Origin of the sequence: Providencia sp. wls1914 (assembly GCF_009706645.1) — a bacterium.
In the GTDB taxonomy this organism is placed as follows: domain Bacteria; phylum Pseudomonadota; class Gammaproteobacteria; order Enterobacterales; family Enterobacteriaceae; genus Providencia; species Providencia zhijiangensis.
On record NZ_WLUN01000015.1, the window covers coordinates 259,458 to 275,082 of the forward strand.

The 15,625-nt window shown below is 46.3% G+C and carries 12 protein-coding genes and 4 pseudogenes; 6 read left to right on the forward strand and 10 right to left on the reverse strand.

Features of this window, described 5'->3' with window-relative positions:
* Positions 1 to 58: 58 nt before the first annotated feature.
* The 5 genes and pseudogenes from livF to GKR74_RS10285 all read right to left on the reverse strand — a co-directional run bounded on the left by livF (position 59) and on the right by GKR74_RS10285 (position 4,941).
* A complete protein-coding gene (gene livF, locus GKR74_RS10265) occupies positions 59 to 760 on the reverse strand; it encodes a high-affinity branched-chain amino acid ABC transporter ATP-binding protein LivF (RefSeq protein ID WP_154603486.1) in 702 nt (233 codons plus the stop codon).
* Between the two features lie 5 nt (positions 761 to 765).
* Positions 766 to 1,536, reverse strand: a pseudogene (gene livG / locus GKR74_RS10270) (high-affinity branched-chain amino acid ABC transporter ATP-binding protein LivG); the annotation flags it as partial.
* Positions 1,497 to 2,801, reverse strand: a pseudogene (locus GKR74_RS10275) (high-affinity branched-chain amino acid ABC transporter permease LivM). The pseudogenes GKR74_RS10275 and livG, both read right to left, overlap by 40 nt.
* A pseudogene (livH, locus tag GKR74_RS10280) lies at positions 2,744 to 3,724 on the reverse strand (high-affinity branched-chain amino acid ABC transporter permease LivH). Before livH ends, GKR74_RS10275 begins: the two co-directional pseudogenes overlap by 58 nt.
* Before the next feature lie 107 nt (positions 3,725 to 3,831).
* Complete coding sequence (locus tag GKR74_RS10285; protein WP_132496626.1) at positions 3,832 to 4,941, reverse strand: branched-chain amino acid ABC transporter substrate-binding protein; 1,110 nt, start codon at positions 4,939 to 4,941, stop codon at positions 3,832 to 3,834.
* Between the two features lie 390 nt (positions 4,942 to 5,331).
* Between GKR74_RS10285 and panM the strand changes: the two are divergent.
* Together panM and gloA2 are read left to right on the forward strand one after the other, a co-directional pair.
* Positions 5,332 to 5,712 (forward strand): annotated as a pseudogene (gene panM, locus GKR74_RS10290) (aspartate 1-decarboxylase autocleavage activator PanM); the annotation flags it as partial.
* Between the two features lie 32 nt (positions 5,713 to 5,744).
* Entirely contained in the window at positions 5,745 to 6,131 is a 387-nt protein-coding gene (gene gloA2, locus GKR74_RS10295) for an SMU1112c/YaeR family gloxylase I-like metalloprotein (RefSeq protein ID WP_154603490.1), read from the forward strand.
* Between the two features lie 84 nt (positions 6,132 to 6,215).
* Here gloA2 and rpoH read toward each other — a convergent pair whose 3' ends face one another.
* The 4 genes from rpoH to ftsY form a co-directional block, all read right to left on the reverse strand.
* A complete protein-coding gene (gene rpoH / locus GKR74_RS10300) occupies positions 6,216 to 7,091 on the reverse strand; it encodes an RNA polymerase sigma factor RpoH (RefSeq protein WP_108478418.1) in 876 nt (291 codons plus the stop codon).
* A gap of 202 nt (positions 7,092 to 7,293) precedes the next feature.
* Positions 7,294 to 8,271, reverse strand: coding sequence for a permease-like cell division protein FtsX (gene ftsX / locus GKR74_RS10305; protein ID WP_132496629.1), 978 nt, complete (start codon positions 8,269 to 8,271; stop codon positions 7,294 to 7,296).
* Entirely contained in the window at positions 8,264 to 8,929 is a 666-nt protein-coding gene (gene ftsE, locus GKR74_RS10310) for a cell division ATP-binding protein FtsE (protein ID WP_036956008.1), read from the reverse strand. Before ftsE ends, ftsX begins: the two co-directional genes overlap by 8 nt.
* A 6-nt stretch (positions 8,930 to 8,935) precedes the next feature.
* On the reverse strand, positions 8,936 to 10,879 hold the full coding sequence (ftsY, locus tag GKR74_RS10315) for a signal recognition particle-docking protein FtsY (RefSeq protein WP_154603491.1): 1,944 nt from the start codon (positions 10,877 to 10,879) through the stop codon (positions 8,936 to 8,938).
* A gap of 217 nt (positions 10,880 to 11,096) precedes the next feature.
* Between ftsY and rsmD the strand changes: the two genes are divergently transcribed.
* Both rsmD and GKR74_RS10325 read left to right on the forward strand, forming a co-directional pair.
* A complete protein-coding gene (gene rsmD, locus GKR74_RS10320) occupies positions 11,097 to 11,714 on the forward strand; it encodes a 16S rRNA (guanine(966)-N(2))-methyltransferase (RefSeq protein WP_154603492.1) in 618 nt (205 codons plus the stop codon).
* Positions 11,704 to 11,988: a DUF1145 family protein gene (locus GKR74_RS10325; protein WP_036956002.1), complete on the forward strand. Its 285-nt coding sequence runs from the start codon at positions 11,704 to 11,706 to the stop codon at positions 11,986 to 11,988. Before rsmD ends, GKR74_RS10325 begins: the two co-directional genes overlap by 11 nt.
* Before the next feature lie 4 nt (positions 11,989 to 11,992).
* On the opposite strand, the gene GKR74_RS10330 is transcribed toward GKR74_RS10325, so the two are convergent.
* Positions 11,993 to 12,346 carry a DUF2500 family protein gene (locus tag GKR74_RS10330; protein WP_036956001.1) on the reverse strand — a complete coding sequence of 118 codons (354 nt, stop codon included), beginning with the start codon at positions 12,344 to 12,346 and terminating at the stop codon, positions 11,993 to 11,995.
* A gap of 158 nt (positions 12,347 to 12,504) precedes the next feature.
* On the opposite strand from GKR74_RS10330, the gene GKR74_RS10335 reads away from it, so the two are divergent.
* Both GKR74_RS10335 and GKR74_RS10340 read left to right on the forward strand, forming a co-directional pair.
* Positions 12,505 to 13,134 carry a lysoplasmalogenase gene (locus GKR74_RS10335; protein WP_154603493.1) on the forward strand — a complete coding sequence of 210 codons (630 nt, stop codon included), beginning with the start codon at positions 12,505 to 12,507 and terminating at the stop codon, positions 13,132 to 13,134.
* Positions 13,135 to 13,282: 148 nt separating this feature from the next.
* Positions 13,283 to 15,625: a zinc/cadmium/mercury/lead-transporting ATPase gene (locus GKR74_RS10340; RefSeq protein WP_154603494.1), complete on the forward strand. Its 2,343-nt coding sequence runs from the start codon at positions 13,283 to 13,285 to the stop codon at positions 15,623 to 15,625.

Genomic DNA, 15,625 nt, shown 5'->3' on the forward strand with positions numbered 1-15,625 from the left:
GTGTTTTGGCTTGATGCCTATTAACTTACGGCAATACTAGCTTATGCCAATGTTAAAACTATCCGCCTAAATAGGCGCTGCGCACCGCTTCATTCGCCAGTAAGGCTTTTCCGGTATCTTCCAAAACAATATGCCCATTTTCTAACACATACCCGCGATCAGCCAGTTTCAGTGCTTGGTTAGCATTTTGCTCCACCAAAAAGATGGTCATTCCCTCTTCCCGTAGCTGCAAAATGGTGTCAAAAATTTGCATAATGATAATTGGCGCCAGCCCCAATGAAGGTTCATCCAACAGCAACAATTCCGGCTGGCTCATTAGCGCCCGCCCAATGGCAAGCATCTGCTGCTCACCGCCGGACATGGTTCCTGAACGCTGGCTACGACGTTCATGCAACCTTGGAAATAACGAATAAACCCGTTCAATACGCTCGTGATATTGATTGCGATCCGCAAAAAAACCGCCCATTGCCAAGTTTTCCTCAACGGTCATACGAGAGAATACCCGCCGACCTTCCGGCACGAGTGCAATGTCTTTACGCATAATTTGCGGTGTCGGTAGCTGAGTAATATCCGCGCCGCGATAAAGTACCTGACCAGAGGATGCGCGAGGGTCTCCACATAACGTACTGAGTAACGTGGTTTTTCCTGCACCATTGGCGCCAATCAGCGTGACAATTTCCCCTTTTTGGATATTTAAGCTGACATCATGCAGCGCCTGAATTTTCCCATAATGGGTGGAAACTTGTTTAAATTCCAGCATCAGTAAGCTTCTCCCAAGTAGGCTTTGATCACATCCGGATGCTGGCGAATTTCGTTCGGTGTTCCGTTCGCCAGAGGTGTTCCTTGGTTCACCACATAAATTCGGTCAGAAATGCCCATCACCAGTTTCATATCATGTTCTATCAATAAGATAGAGACATTATGATGGGTTCTCAGCTCCGCAATTAACTCATCTAGATCGTTAGTTTCCTTCGGGTTTAACCCTGCCGCTGGCTCATCCAGCATCAAAATTTCAGGTCGCGTCACCATACAGCGGGCAATTTCTAGGCGACGCTGTTGACCATACGCCAGATTCCCCGCTTGGCGGTTAGCAAATTCAGAAAGATTGACCCGCTCTAGCCATTGCACCGCGTTATCTACCGCTTCGGCTTCTGCACGGCGAAATGCAGGCGTTTTCAGTAAGCCTGAGAAAATACCGCTTTTCAGATGTTGGTGCTGAGCCACTAATAAGTTTTCAATCACCGTCATTTCTTTGAATAAGCGAACATGCTGGAACGTACGGATCACCCCTAGGCGAGCAATGGCTTGACCCGGAAGCCCTTCAAGATGCTTATCCCGATAGAGGATCGCCCCGCTCGTTGGCTTATAAAACCCAGTCAAACAGTTAAATATGGTGGTTTTCCCTGCACCATTGGGGCCAATCAGTGAAACGATTTCCCCTTGGTTCAACGTCAGTTCCACGTTGTTGACCGCTAGCAAACCACCAAATCGCATGGTTAAGCCACTGACTTGCAGTAAAGGTGTTGCTGTGATCATGATCCGCCTCCCTGCACATTTTTCAGCTTCATTTGACGGCGCTGCATCGGCAATAAACCTTGTGGACGCCAGATCATCATCAGCACCATCAACGCCCCTAGCAGCAACATGCTGTATTCATTCAGATCGCGCATCATCTCCCTTGATACTACCAAGATAATCGCGGCTAAAATCACCGACGTTTGCGATCCCATCCCACCAAGCACCACAATCGCCAATACAAAGGCTGATTCAGCGAAAGTGAAGGATTCAGGGCTGATAAACCCTTGTCGTGCGGCAAATAACGCTCCTGCAAACCCTGCAAATGTTGCACTGATCGTAAAAGCGGTTAATTTAATACGCGTCGGGCTTAAGCCTAATGATCGACACGCAATTTCATCTTCACGTAGCGCTTCCCACGCGCGCCCTAATGGCATCCGTAACAAGCGGCTGATCACGATCAAGGTGATCACCACCAGCAAGAGCGCCACAAAATAGAGGAAAATGATCCGGTCTCCGGGGTTGTAATCTAACCCGAAGAAGTTATGGAATGTGTCCCAACCCTCTTTAGCGGTACGGCTAAACTCTAAGCCAAAGAAGGTCGGTTTTGGCAGCTGGCTGATCCCATTAGGGCCACCGGTGATCTCCGTATTATTTAATAATAAAATACGCACGATCTCCCCAAAACCAAGGGTGACGATCGCCAAATAGTCACCCCGCAACCTCAGCACAGGGAAACCTAATAAGAACCCTGCTAATGCCGCTGTTAAGCCGGCAATCGGTAAGCTTTCCCAGAAACCAAAATCATAATAATGATTGAGTAAGCCAAAGGTGTAAGCGCCGATAGCGTAGAAGCCCGCATAGCCGAGCACCAGTAATCCTGATAACCCAACTACGACATTTAAGCCCAGCCCCAGCATCACGTAGATCAGGGTTAATGTGGCAATATCGACGCTGCCACGAGAGACTAAAAATGGCCAGATAATCGCCCCAATAATAATCGCGATCCCGATAATTTTTTGTCTGAGCGAGCCGCCATCAAAATCCGGTAACGCCCACGATTTTTTGGGTACGCCTTGCCACACTTTGCTTAATGCAGGGCGAATTAATTGATACACAAAGATAATGGCGATGCCGACGAAGATCCAATTCCAACGAACGTCTCCCCCAGACTCCACTATCAGCTTAGTCCCATCGAGGCCTAATTTTAGCCCCATCATAAACACGGCTAAAATAAAGAAGGTGACGGAGGCAATAATGGCACTGATCCAGTTTTCTTTTCTCATACTTTTTCGACCTCCGGGCGACCCAGAATGCCAGTTGGCATGATCAACAGAACACCAATCAATAAACCAAATGAGACGACATCTTTATATTCTGTGCTTAAATACGCCGAGGTCATGGCTTCCGCAACACCGAGGATCAAGCCGCCCAGCATCGCACCGGGGATGCTACCAATTCCACCTAATACAGCTGCGGTGAAAGCTTTCATTCCCGCCATAAAGCCAATATACGGGTTAATTACGCCGTAGAATTGCCCTAATAACACGCCTGCAACCGCCGCCATCGTCGCACCGATCACGAAGGTCAAAGAGATCACGCGGTCAGTGTTGATACCCAGCAGACTTGCCATTTTTAAATCTTCCGCACACGCACGGCAGGCACGCCCCATACGGGAATAGCGGATAAACAGCGTTAATGCCAGCATCGCAAGGAAGGTCACAATCCAGATAGTCAGCTGCATTTTGGTGACAATGGCAGAGAAGCCATCACTTTCACCTAAGACCCACTGCCCAGTAATCAGGCTTGGCAACGCCAGATCGCGGGATCCTTGAGACAGACTGACGTAGTTTTGTAAGAAGATGGACATCCCGATCGCCGAGATCAGCGCAATCAGGCGCTTAGAGTGACGAACGGGACGGTAAGCAACGCGCTCGATACTCCAACCATAGGAGCTTGATACCACAATGGCCGCCACAAACGCCGCCGCAATGAGGATCCAGCCCACATCGATACCGAGCATCATTAAGCCCGCAATGACAATGAACGAAACGTAGCTACCAATCATATACACTTCGCCGTGGGCGAAGTTGATCATCCCGATGATGCCGTACACCATGGTATAGCCGATAGCGATCAGCGCGTAAGTGCTTCCTAACGTTAAGCCATTGAGGAATTGCTGAATAAAATACAGAATTTGGTCTGACATAAGATTATCCTTTCAAACTACTGTCCCTCTATGGAGAGCAGAAGCTGGAAGCCCGTTACCAAGCTTCCAGCTCATCACTGAATATCATTTCTCAATACAGATGAGAGTTACTCTTGTGCAGTAGAGGTTCCGTCTTTGTGCCATTCAAACACACCGAATTCGAAACCTTTCAGGTCACCATTTGGCTTCCAGCTTAATTGCCCCATAACGGTATCCACAGGGTTAGCTTTCAGATCTTTCGCCAGCACATCAGGTTCTGTGCTGCCTGTACGCTGCATCGCCGTGGTTAAGCCTTGAATTGCGGCGTAAGTTGTCCATACAAATGGTCCTGTTGGATCTTCTTTTTTCTTTTTAATCGCATCGACGATGGATTGGTTAGCTGGAAGTTGGTCATAACGTTTCGGTAATGTCACCAACATACCTTCTGAGGCGTCTCCCGCAATATTCGACAGTGAAGAGTTACCCACACCTTCAGGCCCCATAAAGCGAATGTTCAGACCAGATTGCTTCGCTTGGCGTAAGATTTGCCCCATTTCTGGGTAGTAGCCACCGAAATAGACAAAATCGACGTTCTCTTTTTTCAGTTTAGCGACCAGTGCAGAGAAATCTTTATCACCCGCAGTGACACCTTCAAACATGACTTCTTTCACACCCGCTTTGTTCAAGCTTTCACGTACTGAGCGAGCCAAACCTTCGCCGTATTGCTGCTTATCGTGGACGACAGCAATGCGCTTCGGTTTAATTTTTTCGATAATGTATTTCGCCGCTGTTGGGCCTTGGTCAGAATCCAAACCTGTTGTACGCATGATCAACTGGTAGCCACGGGTGGTTAAATCCGCATTGGTCGCCGCAGGAGTGATCATCAAAACGCCTTCGTCTTCATAAATATCTGAAGCCGGTTGAGTGGAGGAGGAGCAGAGGTGGCCAATAACATGTTTGATGCCATCGTTAATCACTTTGTTGGCGACCGCAACGGCTTGTTTTGGGTCACACGCATCGTCGTATTCAACGGCAACCAGTGTATCGCCGTTAATTCCACCCTTCGCATTAATATCCGCAATAGCTTGGCGAGCTCCCGTAAATTCCATATCACCATACTGAGCAACGGGGCCTGACATAGCGCCGACAACTGCGATTTTAATCTCTTTCGCCCATCCAGCTGGACTTAATGCCATTGCGATACAACCCGCTAATAATGCTTTATTAATATTCTTCATTCGTGCGTCCCCGCCATCAATATTGTGTATGATTGTGAGTGTTTGTGATTGATTTATAATCAATTATTATAGGTGACAGGTTCAATGCCTGATATTTCAAAATACGGCCAATAAGGCTATATATTTCAGACCATTAAACAAGATAATTATGCTAAATAGCAAATGAATGAGGCAGATATTTACATCAATTGCAGAATAAAAAGCTAATTATAAAACGTGTATTTTTTGTAAATGCTAGTGTTATATTCCGGTTAAATTTGGCTTAATCCGAGGGAAACTCGGAAAATTCATCAATACCAAATTTTTCTCTTTGAAATTAAAAAATCGGTTACAGATCACTCTGCTGTTAGAATAGCGTGCAACATGCACCATGAAATGGATCAAAACAACATGAGACTTACCATCATCCCTCTGGTCAATCCTACTGAGCAACAATACATCGACTTATCGAAGATCTGGCTAGACCAGAATCGAACACAACTCGAACAAAGCCTTGAGTCTGGTATACGTTTTTATGGGGCGCGTTTTAATGAGCGATTATTAGCGGCGGCTAAAGTGGTTATTTATCAACAACAAGGTACGATCTGTGATTTTAATGTCCGTGAAATCACTCGACGCCGCGGCGTTGGATCGTATCTTTTACAGGAAATTTGCCGTCAACAACCTGAAATTCGCCATTGGATCTTTGACTTGCAGGGCGTGAAACCGCAAAACAAAATTGCTTTGGAGAAATTTCTTGTCGCTTGTGGTTTTCAACCCACCGAAGAAACCCATCATTGGCAGCTAAACATCGAGCCATCAGTATGAAACTTAATAAAATTCATCACGTTGCTATTATTTGCTCCGACTTTGCTAAGAGTAAGCATTTTTACTGCCAGATCCTTGGATTACAGCTTCTCTCAGAATATTACCGTCCAGAGAATGACTCATGGAAAGCAGATTTAGCTTTTGGAGAGCATTATCAGATTGAGCTGTTTAGTTTCGCCAATCCGCCCAAAAGACTCAGTTACCCTGAAGCGACTGGATTACGTCATTTAGCGTTTGAGGTGGATAATATCGAGGAATGGATTGCCTATTTGGCACAAAATCAGGTGGTGTGTGAGGGGGTAAGAATCGACCCGTATACTCAGAAGCGTTTTACCTTCTTTACGGATCCAGATGGACTGCCTTTAGAACTTTATTCCCGTTAATTACTAGGGGAAAGGAATAAGTTATCTGCATCTATTTTCCAATCAAAGGAAATAAATGCAGATAACGTAGACGGGCAAGAAACATTACATCTCGTCGTCTTCATCTTCCATCGCAAGACGTAGCTTTTTCATGGCATTCTTTTCAAGCTGGCGAACACGCTCAGCGGAAACGCCATATTTGTCGGCCAGTTCTTGCAGCGTCGTTTTGTTGTCATCATCCAACCAACGAGCACGAATGATATCTTGGCTGCGCTCATCTAATGACGCTAATGCATCTGCTAAGCGGTCAGTCGCGTGGCTTTCCCAGTTATCATCTTCAATGGTATTAGCAAAATCAGAAGACTTATCTTGGAGAAAAAGCACCGGCGCAACAGGGCCACCGAAATCACCGCTATCATCGTCGTCAGACATATCAAATGCCATGTCTTGCGCCGCCATACGTGATTCCATTTCCAGCACATCTTTGGTGCTCACACCTAGCTCTTGCGCAACCATATCCACCTCTTCTTGGTTAAACCAACCAAGGCGTTTTTTATTCTTTCTTAAGTTGAAGAATAACTTACGCTGGGATTTTGTTGTTGCGACTTTAACGATACGCCAGTTACGTAAAACGTATTCATGAATTTCCGCTTTGATCCAATGCACTGCGAAAGACACCAAACGCACACCCACTTCAGGATTAAAGCGACGCACAGCCTTCATCAGGCCGATGTTGCCTTCCTGAATTAAGTCAGCTTGTGGTAAACCATAGCCTGCATAGCTACGCGCGATGTGAATAACAAAGCGCAAATGGGATAAAATCAGTTGCTTAGCAGCTTCGAGGTCACCATCGTAATGCAGCCTTTCTGCCAGTTCCTTTTCTTCCTCTGCGGTCAGCATCGGGTAAGCATTGGCAGCTCGCATATAAGCTTCAATACTTCCTTGTGGAACAAGCGCTAATGATTGCATGTCTTTGGTCATTAAGATCCTCTATGAATTGTACTGAAATGGGAGAGAGTCGATACAGACAAACCGTAGTCTATCAGCTTAGCCGCGTTAAATAAATTATATACAAGAATAGTTAACCGCAGGTCAATATCTGACACATAATTAGAAAAGAAGTTCGCAGAAATTTATTTTTCCCATCAGTGCCAATAAGTTAGCACCGATGGGAACAACTAAATTATTCTGGTCTGAAATGGCGTAAATGTTGTAATGTTGCCAGCCATGCCGCTACCCAGCCCACAATTGCAGACATTAAAATAATCAACAGAGCCTCTTCCCACAGTAGCCCTTCAATGTGGAATTGCGTACCAAATACGCTGGCTACTTGTGCGACTAAATCGGACAGCTGCCACACCAGTAAGAATGTCATAATGAGGGCGATCACCGCACCCAAGGCACCTAACACAACTCCGCCATTTAAGAACGGTCGCATGATAAAGCCATCGGTAGCCCCAATCAGTTTCATCACATTGATGGTATCGCGACGGGCAAAGATATTTAGCCGCACACTATTACCAATCACTAAGAACAATGAAACAATCATCAAAATGCCAATCACCGATGCCACTTGCCCCACCAACCGCGTTAATGCCGCTAGGCGTGAGAACCAGCTATCATCCATTCGAACTTCTTCAATGCCGTTAACTTGACTGACACGGTCGCGCAGTGTGGCTAAGGCATTCGAACCTTCAAAATCCAGTTTCGGGGTGATAATTGCCACTGCTGGTAGAGGATTCTCTTCTAGCATATCTAATGCGGTACTAAAGCCAGACCAGCTACGGAATTCCGATATCGCTTGATCGCGAGATAAGTAATTCACATGAGCAACGCCATCAAGGGCTTCAAGCTGGGTCACCACATTTTGTCCCCCTTGTTCATCGAGAGACTTATCCAGATAGACCGTCAACTGAGGCGTCGGATACCACTGTTCAGCCGCTTGAGAAACATTCTTCCAAACGATATAACACAGACTTGGCAGCGCTAATGAAATGGCAATGACCATCACGGTTAAAAAGGTTGCCAGCGGTTGACGTAGCATATCAGCCAGCGCATTTAACCAAGAGTAGCGCCACTGCTCACGCCAGCCACCTTTGAGTGCTTTGCTTTTTGATTGCATGGCACGTTCTGGCTTCGCTTTGCGGACATTCTTAGCCATGTTGACCTCCAAGCATCCGACCTTCGCTTAAGGTCAATACACGCAAATTACGGCGTTCAATCAACGCAATATCGTGGGTTGCCATTAATACGGTCACACCCACGCGGTTAAACTCTTCAAATAAACGCATAATGCCTTCAGATAACTCATTATCAAGGTTACCTGTCGGCTCATCCGCGAGAAGCATCGTTGGCTTATTCACCACTGCGCGTGCGATTCCCACGCGCTGCTGTTCACCACCAGACAGTTGGATGGGGAAGTTTCTCGCTTTATCCAACAAACCGACTTTATCCAATGCTGCGCTCACGCGTCGGCGAATATCTTCGCTACTTGCACCAGAAATAATCAGCGGCATCGCCACGTTGTCATAAACTGTGCGGTCAAATAACAGATGGTGATCTTGGAAAATCATGCCGATCTGTCTGCGCAGAAAAGGGATCTCTCTGTCTTTTAGTCGGCTGATATCGTGACCATTAAACAGAATATGACCCGCACTTGGGCGCTCAATACCACAAATCAGTTTAAGTAATGTACTTTTACCTGCGCCTGAGTGACCCGTTAAAAATGCCATTTCCCCAGGGCGTAGATGGAAATCTACCCCTTGGAGCGCTTGGCGGCCACCGCGATAAGCTTTACTCACATGTTCAAAGCGGATCATCGAAAATTATTCCTCTCGGGCAAATAGAGCCTCGATAAAGTCATCGGCTTTAAATGGGCGTAAATCTTCAATACCTTCACCAATCCCGATATAACGAATTGGAATACCGAATTGATCAGCGATTGAGAAGATTACGCCACCTTTTGCTGTACCATCGAGTTTTGTCAGTGTAATACCGGTTAAACCTACGGCGTCATTGAAAATTTTAGCCTGACTAACCGCATTTTGTCCGGTGCTCGCATCGAGGGTCAACATAATTTCATGAGGGGCTGACTCATCAAGCTTCTTCATCACGCGGACAATTTTCTTCAATTCTTCCATTAAGTGCGCTTTATTTTGTAAGCGCCCTGCGGTATCGGCGATCAACACATCGACACCTTTTGCTTGAGCAGATTGAATCGCATCAAAAATCACGGAAGCAGGATCCGCACCAGTATGCTGAGCGACAACTGAAATATTGTTACGATCGCCCCACACTTGCAGTTGTTCAACTGCCGCGGCACGGAATGTATCACCCGCCGCCAGCATGACGGACTTACCTTCTGATTGATACTGACGTGCTAATTTACCAATCGTGGTAGTTTTACCCACACCGTTAACACCAACCATCAGAATAACATAAGGTTTTTTACCTTCGATCTCTAATGGTTTGTCTACGGTGGCTAAAATATCAGACATTTCTTCACGCAGCTTGCCGTACAACGCTTCGGCATCTTTTAGCTCTTTACGGGAAGCGTGCTGAGTTAAGTTATCAATGATTTTACGGGTAGTTTCAACACCGACATCCGCAATTAATAACTGCTCTTCTAGCTCTTCAAAAAGGTCGTCATCGATTTTTTTGCCCTTGAATAGACCAAGGAAACCCGAACCTAAATTTTGACGAGTTTTTAATAAGCCTTTCTTCAGTCGGCTGAAAAAGCCTTCTTTTTTCGGTTTTTCCTGCTCAACTGGCTGAGTTTTCGCAGCGTCTTCTTCCGCTTGCTTTTGCGCTTCTTCCTCGGCTAAACGTACCGCTTCGGCCTCTTCCTCTGCAATACGAGCTGCTTCTGCCTCTTGGCGTTCGCGTTCGGCTTTTTCTTCGGCTTCTTTGATAGCAGCAAGTTCAGCTTGGCGCTGACGCTCCGCTTCTTCTTCCGCCAAGCGAGCTGCTTCTGCCTCTTGGCGTTCGCGTTCGGCTGTTTCTTCGGCTTCTTTGATAGCAGCAAGTTCAGCTTGGCGCTGACGCTCCGCTTCTTCTTCCGCTAAGCGAGCCGCTTCCGCCTCTTGGCGTTCGCGTTCGGCTTTTTCTTCGGCTTCTTTGATAGTAGCGAGTTCAGCTTGGCGTTGGCGCTCCGCTTCTTCTTCCGCCAAGCGAGTGATTTCCGCCTCTTGACGCTCGCGATCAGCTTGCTCTTGCGCTAGACGAGCGGCTTCCGCTGCTTGGTATTCACGTTCCGCTTTTTCTTCTGCGGCTTTGATAACAGCTAACTCAGCTTGATGCTGGCGTTCCGCTTCTTCTTCGGCAGCTTTAATCGCAGCCTGCTCGATTTGATGTTGGCGCTCCGCGGCTTCTTCAGCTTGGCGTAAAGCCTGCGCTTCTAACGCTTCTCTCGCCGCTTTTTCTTCTGCTATACGCTTTTCTTCTGCCGCTTGGCGCGCTTGCTCTGCATTTTCTGCCGCAATGCGCATCGCCTCTAATTGTGCTTTATGCTGGCGTTCTGCTTCTTCCGCGGCAGCCGTGATCGCATCTTGTTCTGCTTGATATTGGCGCTCCGCTTCATCTTCAGCCGCTTTAATTGCATCAAGCTCTGCCTGATGTTGACGCTCAGCTTCTGCTGTAGCGGCATCCTGTTGCTCTGTATCATGAACAACATCATTTTTCAGTTCGACATCCGATTGCTGGGTTTCTTCTTCATTCTTACGACCAAATCCCAACCATGAGAAAAAGCCTTTTTTCTTATCTTTAGCCATCAGCCACTACACTCCTCGCGGTAAAAACATGGCGTTTAAAAATTAAATCGCAATAAAATTACATGCAGTCTATCATTTCATCGCGCAGCAACACATATCTGAAAGAAAAATCCTGACAATTTATTCTTATTTTTCTGTTAAAACCGTGAAACCGAAGCGCTACAATAGTCCCCAATAATTTATACATTCCTCAATGAACTAAGCAACTATACATATTATGGCAAAAAAACCACAAACAGCCTCCTTGGGGCAAATTCGTGTCATTGGTGGTAAGTGGCGTGGGCGAAAACTGCCTGTACGCGATAGTGAGGGCTTACGTCCCACCACTGATCGCATCAAAGAAACGCTCTTTAACTGGCTCATGCCAGTGATCCGTGATGCTCGCTGTCTTGATTGCTTCGCTGGTAGCGGCGCTTTAGGTTTTGAAGCCTTATCTCGCTTTGCCGAGCACGTCACGTTTATTGAACTTGATAAACAAAATGCCAAGCTTCTTAGTGAAAACAAAGTTCGCTTAGACGCTGATAATGCGACCGTTATTAATAACAGCAGCCTCACCGTTCTCAGCCAAGTAGGAACGCCTTGTGATGTGGTGTTTATCGACCCACCTTTTCGTAAAGGGCTACTTGGAGAAACCATCACGCTACTGGAAAAAAATCAGTGGTTAGCTGATGAAAGTTGGATTTATGTAGAGTCAGAAGCGGAGTTACCACTTACTGACATTCCCGCAAACTGGCAGCTACACCGTGAAAAGGTCGCTGGCCAAGTTGCGTATCGTCTGTTTATTCGTCAATCTGTTAATTCATCAAGTATGCAGGGAGAAAAAGATGCTGATTAATATCGGACGTCTGCTCATGATTTGTGTTTGGGGCTTTATGATCTTTAATATTGTGCATCCATTTCCTAAGCCATTGAAATATTTCATGGATGTTGCAATGGTATTTATGATTTTCATGCACGCATTGCAGACTATCTTCCTGAAAGCCAGCTTACCAAAAGATCAAAAGCTAACAGGGCTCCAGCAGACAAAAATTTTCTTTTTTGGCGTGTTTGAAATGCTTGCCATGCATAAGAAAACAAAAGCGGCTATTGAAGCCGCTAAAAAGAAATAATCGTTTATTCAGAGGGTTCGAAGCGAATAAATCGCGTACCTTGTAGGGTTAGCTTACCTTTAGCGCCCAACTCAACACCTTGGTACTGCTCTTCGCTGACGATCACTTTAATCGTTTCTCCTGAAGCTTGAGTCTGAAAATAAAGTTCATAGCGAAAAGTTTCAGGAGATACCACATCGCGTTCCCGGGAACGCATATTTGGATAAGGGTAATCCTTTTTCTCTTTAACGAGCACTAACTGACTGACAGGCAATGAATTATCATTAATTTCATTCTGTTTCTTTTGGTCAAAAAAACGCTTAGTGGCTAACACGGCGATAATCGCGAGAACAATAATTAAGAGAATTGGCTTATTCATAATTTATATATTTAGCTTAGAATTATCATAAGTATATACCCTCTATCGCTCAAATTGCAGATAAACGCCATACAATTTATGCGAGACGCGGTATAGTTCATTTATATTTAATCGCTCTTGGTGATTTCTCTTTTCCAGAAACTCTTAAGGATATGTGTATGATTAGTTGGCCATTCCTCGCTGTTTTATTTTCTGGCTGGCTGTACGTTGATGCAGCCTATCGTGGTCCTGAGTGGCAACGTTGGTTATTCCGCCCTATCACTTTGCTTCTCCTATTATTCTGGGGATGGAGTTCTGACGACTTAAATGCGCAAACCTACCTAATTTTAGGCGGTTTACTGCTTTCCTTAGTTGCTGACCTCTCGAGAATGTTTTCTAGTGAGCACTTGCTTACTTCTTTAGGGCTGATGTTCTTAAGTTATCTGGTCTACACCATTAGCTTTGGAATGCAATTCAACTTTGGTCTGTATCTGCCTTGGCTTATCGTCCCTATCGCTATCGCAGCCGTCACCTTGGTACTGATTTGGGGAAAACTGGAAAGCCAACAGCCTGTTGTTTTCGCCTCTATTATTATGAGCATGATTATGATGTGGGTGGCTGGAGACCAATACTTTGGCTTAGGTCGAGAATTTAATTTCTCGATTATGGTGGGCGCTTCTCTGCTATTTTTATCTCACTGTATCTGGTTAATTGCCCATTTCCGTTTCCCATTCAAAGCCTCTAAAGCCGTCGTGGCAGCATTCTACTTCCTCGGCCAGTTCTTTATTGTTCGCGCCATTTATTTATAATCCCCCGCCAATTGATAAAACGTGCTATTTGAAAATTTTATCAATTGGCTTCCCCTTTTTCGTTTGACTCTAGAGTCTACTCCAAAGTGTAGACTTAACCTTAATTAGAGAACATGGTTAAAAACGCATCTAGAAAAAGGGGGCGCTTATGCACTCACACTCTCATAAAGATACCCATGCACACAGCACGTCTTGCTGCTCAGGAAACACTTGCTCATCCGCAGCTGTAGAGACTAGCAAAGCTGTGAGCCATGACGCATCATCCCATGAACATCATCATGGCGATGACAAAAATCATGCTCATGATGATGACGATGAAAAGTCCCATCAACATGGTAGCTGCTGTAGCTCAGCATCCGCTGCAAATGATGATGTAGAGCCTACCCAAACTGCTAAACAGCGCTTTAGCTGGATTGTACGTGGAATGGACTGCCCAAGCTGCGCGGCTAAAATCGAAAACGCGATTTCCCAAATTCGCGAAGTCGCTCAAGCCAAAGTCCTCTTTGCCACTGAAAAACTCGTCGTGGACGCTGACAAAGACGTCACTGCAGTCGTTCGTTCAACGGTCGAAGCTGCGGGTTACGAGCTCCATGATGTAGGAAGCGCGAGTGCAGCATCAGCACCGCCACCAAGTTTACTGAGTGAAGCAAAACCCGTCATTATTTTAGCGATCCTCATGGCAATCAGCTGGGGATTGGAGTTTGTTAACCCACAACTGGGTAACATTGCGTTTATCCTAACCACGTTATTTGGGTTATACCCTATCGCGCGTAAATCATTACGTTTGATCCGTACTGGTACGCCATTTGCGATTGAAACCTTGATGACCGTTGCTGCTGTAGGGGCAATTTTCATCCAAGCAACAGAAGAGGCCGCCATGGTTATCTTACTGTTTATGCTGGGTGAAATGCTTGAGTCCTACTCTGCGGGACGCGCTCGCCGAGGTGTTAGCGCACTCATGGCTTTAGTGCCTGAAGATGCCGTACTTATCAAGGATGGACAAAAAGCGTCGGTTCCTGTCGCACAGTTACGCCCTGGTGACATCATTGAAATTGCACCTGGTGGTCGATTACCGACCGATGCGGTGCTGGTTACAGGGTTTGCGAGTTTTGATGAAAGCGCATTAACCGGTGAATCCGTTCCTGTAGAACGCAGTGCTGGGGAAAAAGTGGCTGCGGGCTGTTTGTCCGTCGACAAAGCGGTACAAATGGAAGTGGTATCAGAGCAAGGCCAAAATGCTATCGACCGTATCTTGCAACTGATTGAAGAAGCCGAAGAGCGTCGTGCGCCGATTGAGCGATTCATCGACCGTTTCAGCCGCATCTATACCCCAATTATCATGCTGATTTCAGCTTTGGTGATAGTGATCCCGCCAATGTTCTTCGGCGCAGCATGGGACACTTGGATTTACCGCGGTCTGACTTTGCTATTAATTGGTTGCCCTTGTGCGTTGGTTATCTCAACCCCTGCGGCAATTACCTCGGCACTGGCAACGGCGACTCGACGTGGCGCTTTAATTAAAGGCGGTGCAGCATTAGAACAGTTGGGAACAGTCACCACGATTGCACTGGATAAAACGGGCACCCTGACAGAAGGTAAACCGCACGTCACCGATGTTGTTCCTGTTGAAGGTCTGGGTGAAAGCGAATTAATTCGTATCACCGCCTCGGTTGAAGTTGGCTCTCACCATCCACTGGCTAAAGCTATCGTCAACAAAGCTGAAGAATTATCTATCACTGTTGAGGAAGCGTTAGAGCGTAAAGCACTTGCGGGTAAAGGGGTCGAAGGTTCTTTTAACGGTAAGCAAGTGTTAGTTAGTGCGCCATCAAGGGTTGAACCACCATTAAGCAGCCAGTGGCAAGCAAAAGTGGAAGAGTTAGAAGCACAAGGTAAAACGGTTGTCGTCACGTTAGAAGATGGACAAGTTATCGGCTTAACCGCTCTGCAAGATACCTTACGTAGCGATGCCGCTGATGCGATGGCGATGTTGAAATCACTGAATGTTAATGCCGTGATGCTAACAGGGGATAACCCGCGTGCCGCCAGCGCCATTGCAAATCAGTTGGGTATGGAGTTCCGTGCTGGATTATTGCCAGAAGATAAAGTGACCGCCGTGATGGAGCTTAATCGCGACCACAACACTATGATGGTGGGTGACGGTATTAATGATGCCCCAGCTATGAAAGCGTCAAGTATTGGTGTCGCAATGGGTGGCGGTACTGACGTTGCTTTAGAAACTGCGGATGCCGCTTTAACTCATAACCGTTTGACTGGATTACCTGAAATCGTGGCATTATCCAGAGCCACACGGAAGATCATCCGCGAGAACATCACTATCGCCTTGGGCTTAAAAGCGGTTTTCTTAGTCACCAGTCTATTAGGTATTACAGGTTTATGGGTGGCGGTATTAGCAGATTCTGGTGCTACCGCATTAGTCACCGCCAACGCGGTTCGCTTACTGCGCGTTAAGCTACCCGAAGTCAAAAAATAG

Coding starts and splice junctions, on each gene's coding strand:
- ftsY (WP_154603491.1), bottom strand. CDS start 10,879: ATGGCTAAAGATAAGAAAAAAGGCTTTTTCTCATGGTTGGGATTTGGT.
- GKR74_RS10330 (WP_036956001.1), bottom strand. CDS start 12,346: ATGAATAAGCCAATTCTCTTAATTATTGTTCTCGCGATTATCGCCGTG.
- ftsX (WP_132496629.1), bottom strand. CDS start 8,271: ATGGCTAAGAATGTCCGCAAAGCGAAGCCAGAACGTGCCATGCAATCA.
- GKR74_RS10325 (WP_036956002.1), top strand. CDS start 11,704: ATGCTGATTAATATCGGACGTCTGCTCATGATTTGTGTTTGGGGCTTT.
- GKR74_RS10285 (WP_132496626.1), bottom strand. CDS start 4,941: ATGAAGAATATTAATAAAGCATTATTAGCGGGTTGTATCGCAATGGCA.
- rsmD (WP_154603492.1), top strand. CDS start 11,097: ATGGCAAAAAAACCACAAACAGCCTCCTTGGGGCAAATTCGTGTCATT.
- gloA2 (WP_154603490.1), top strand. CDS start 5,745: ATGAAACTTAATAAAATTCATCACGTTGCTATTATTTGCTCCGACTTT.
- rpoH (WP_108478418.1), bottom strand. CDS start 7,091: ATGACCAAAGACATGCAATCATTAGCGCTTGTTCCACAAGGAAGTATT.
- GKR74_RS10335 (WP_154603493.1), top strand. CDS start 12,505: ATGATTAGTTGGCCATTCCTCGCTGTTTTATTTTCTGGCTGGCTGTAC.
- ftsE (WP_036956008.1), bottom strand. CDS start 8,929: ATGATCCGCTTTGAACATGTGAGTAAAGCTTATCGCGGTGGCCGCCAA.
- GKR74_RS10340 (WP_154603494.1), top strand. CDS start 13,283: ATGCACTCACACTCTCATAAAGATACCCATGCACACAGCACGTCTTGC.
- livF (WP_154603486.1), bottom strand. CDS start 760: ATGCTGGAATTTAAACAAGTTTCCACCCATTATGGGAAAATTCAGGCG.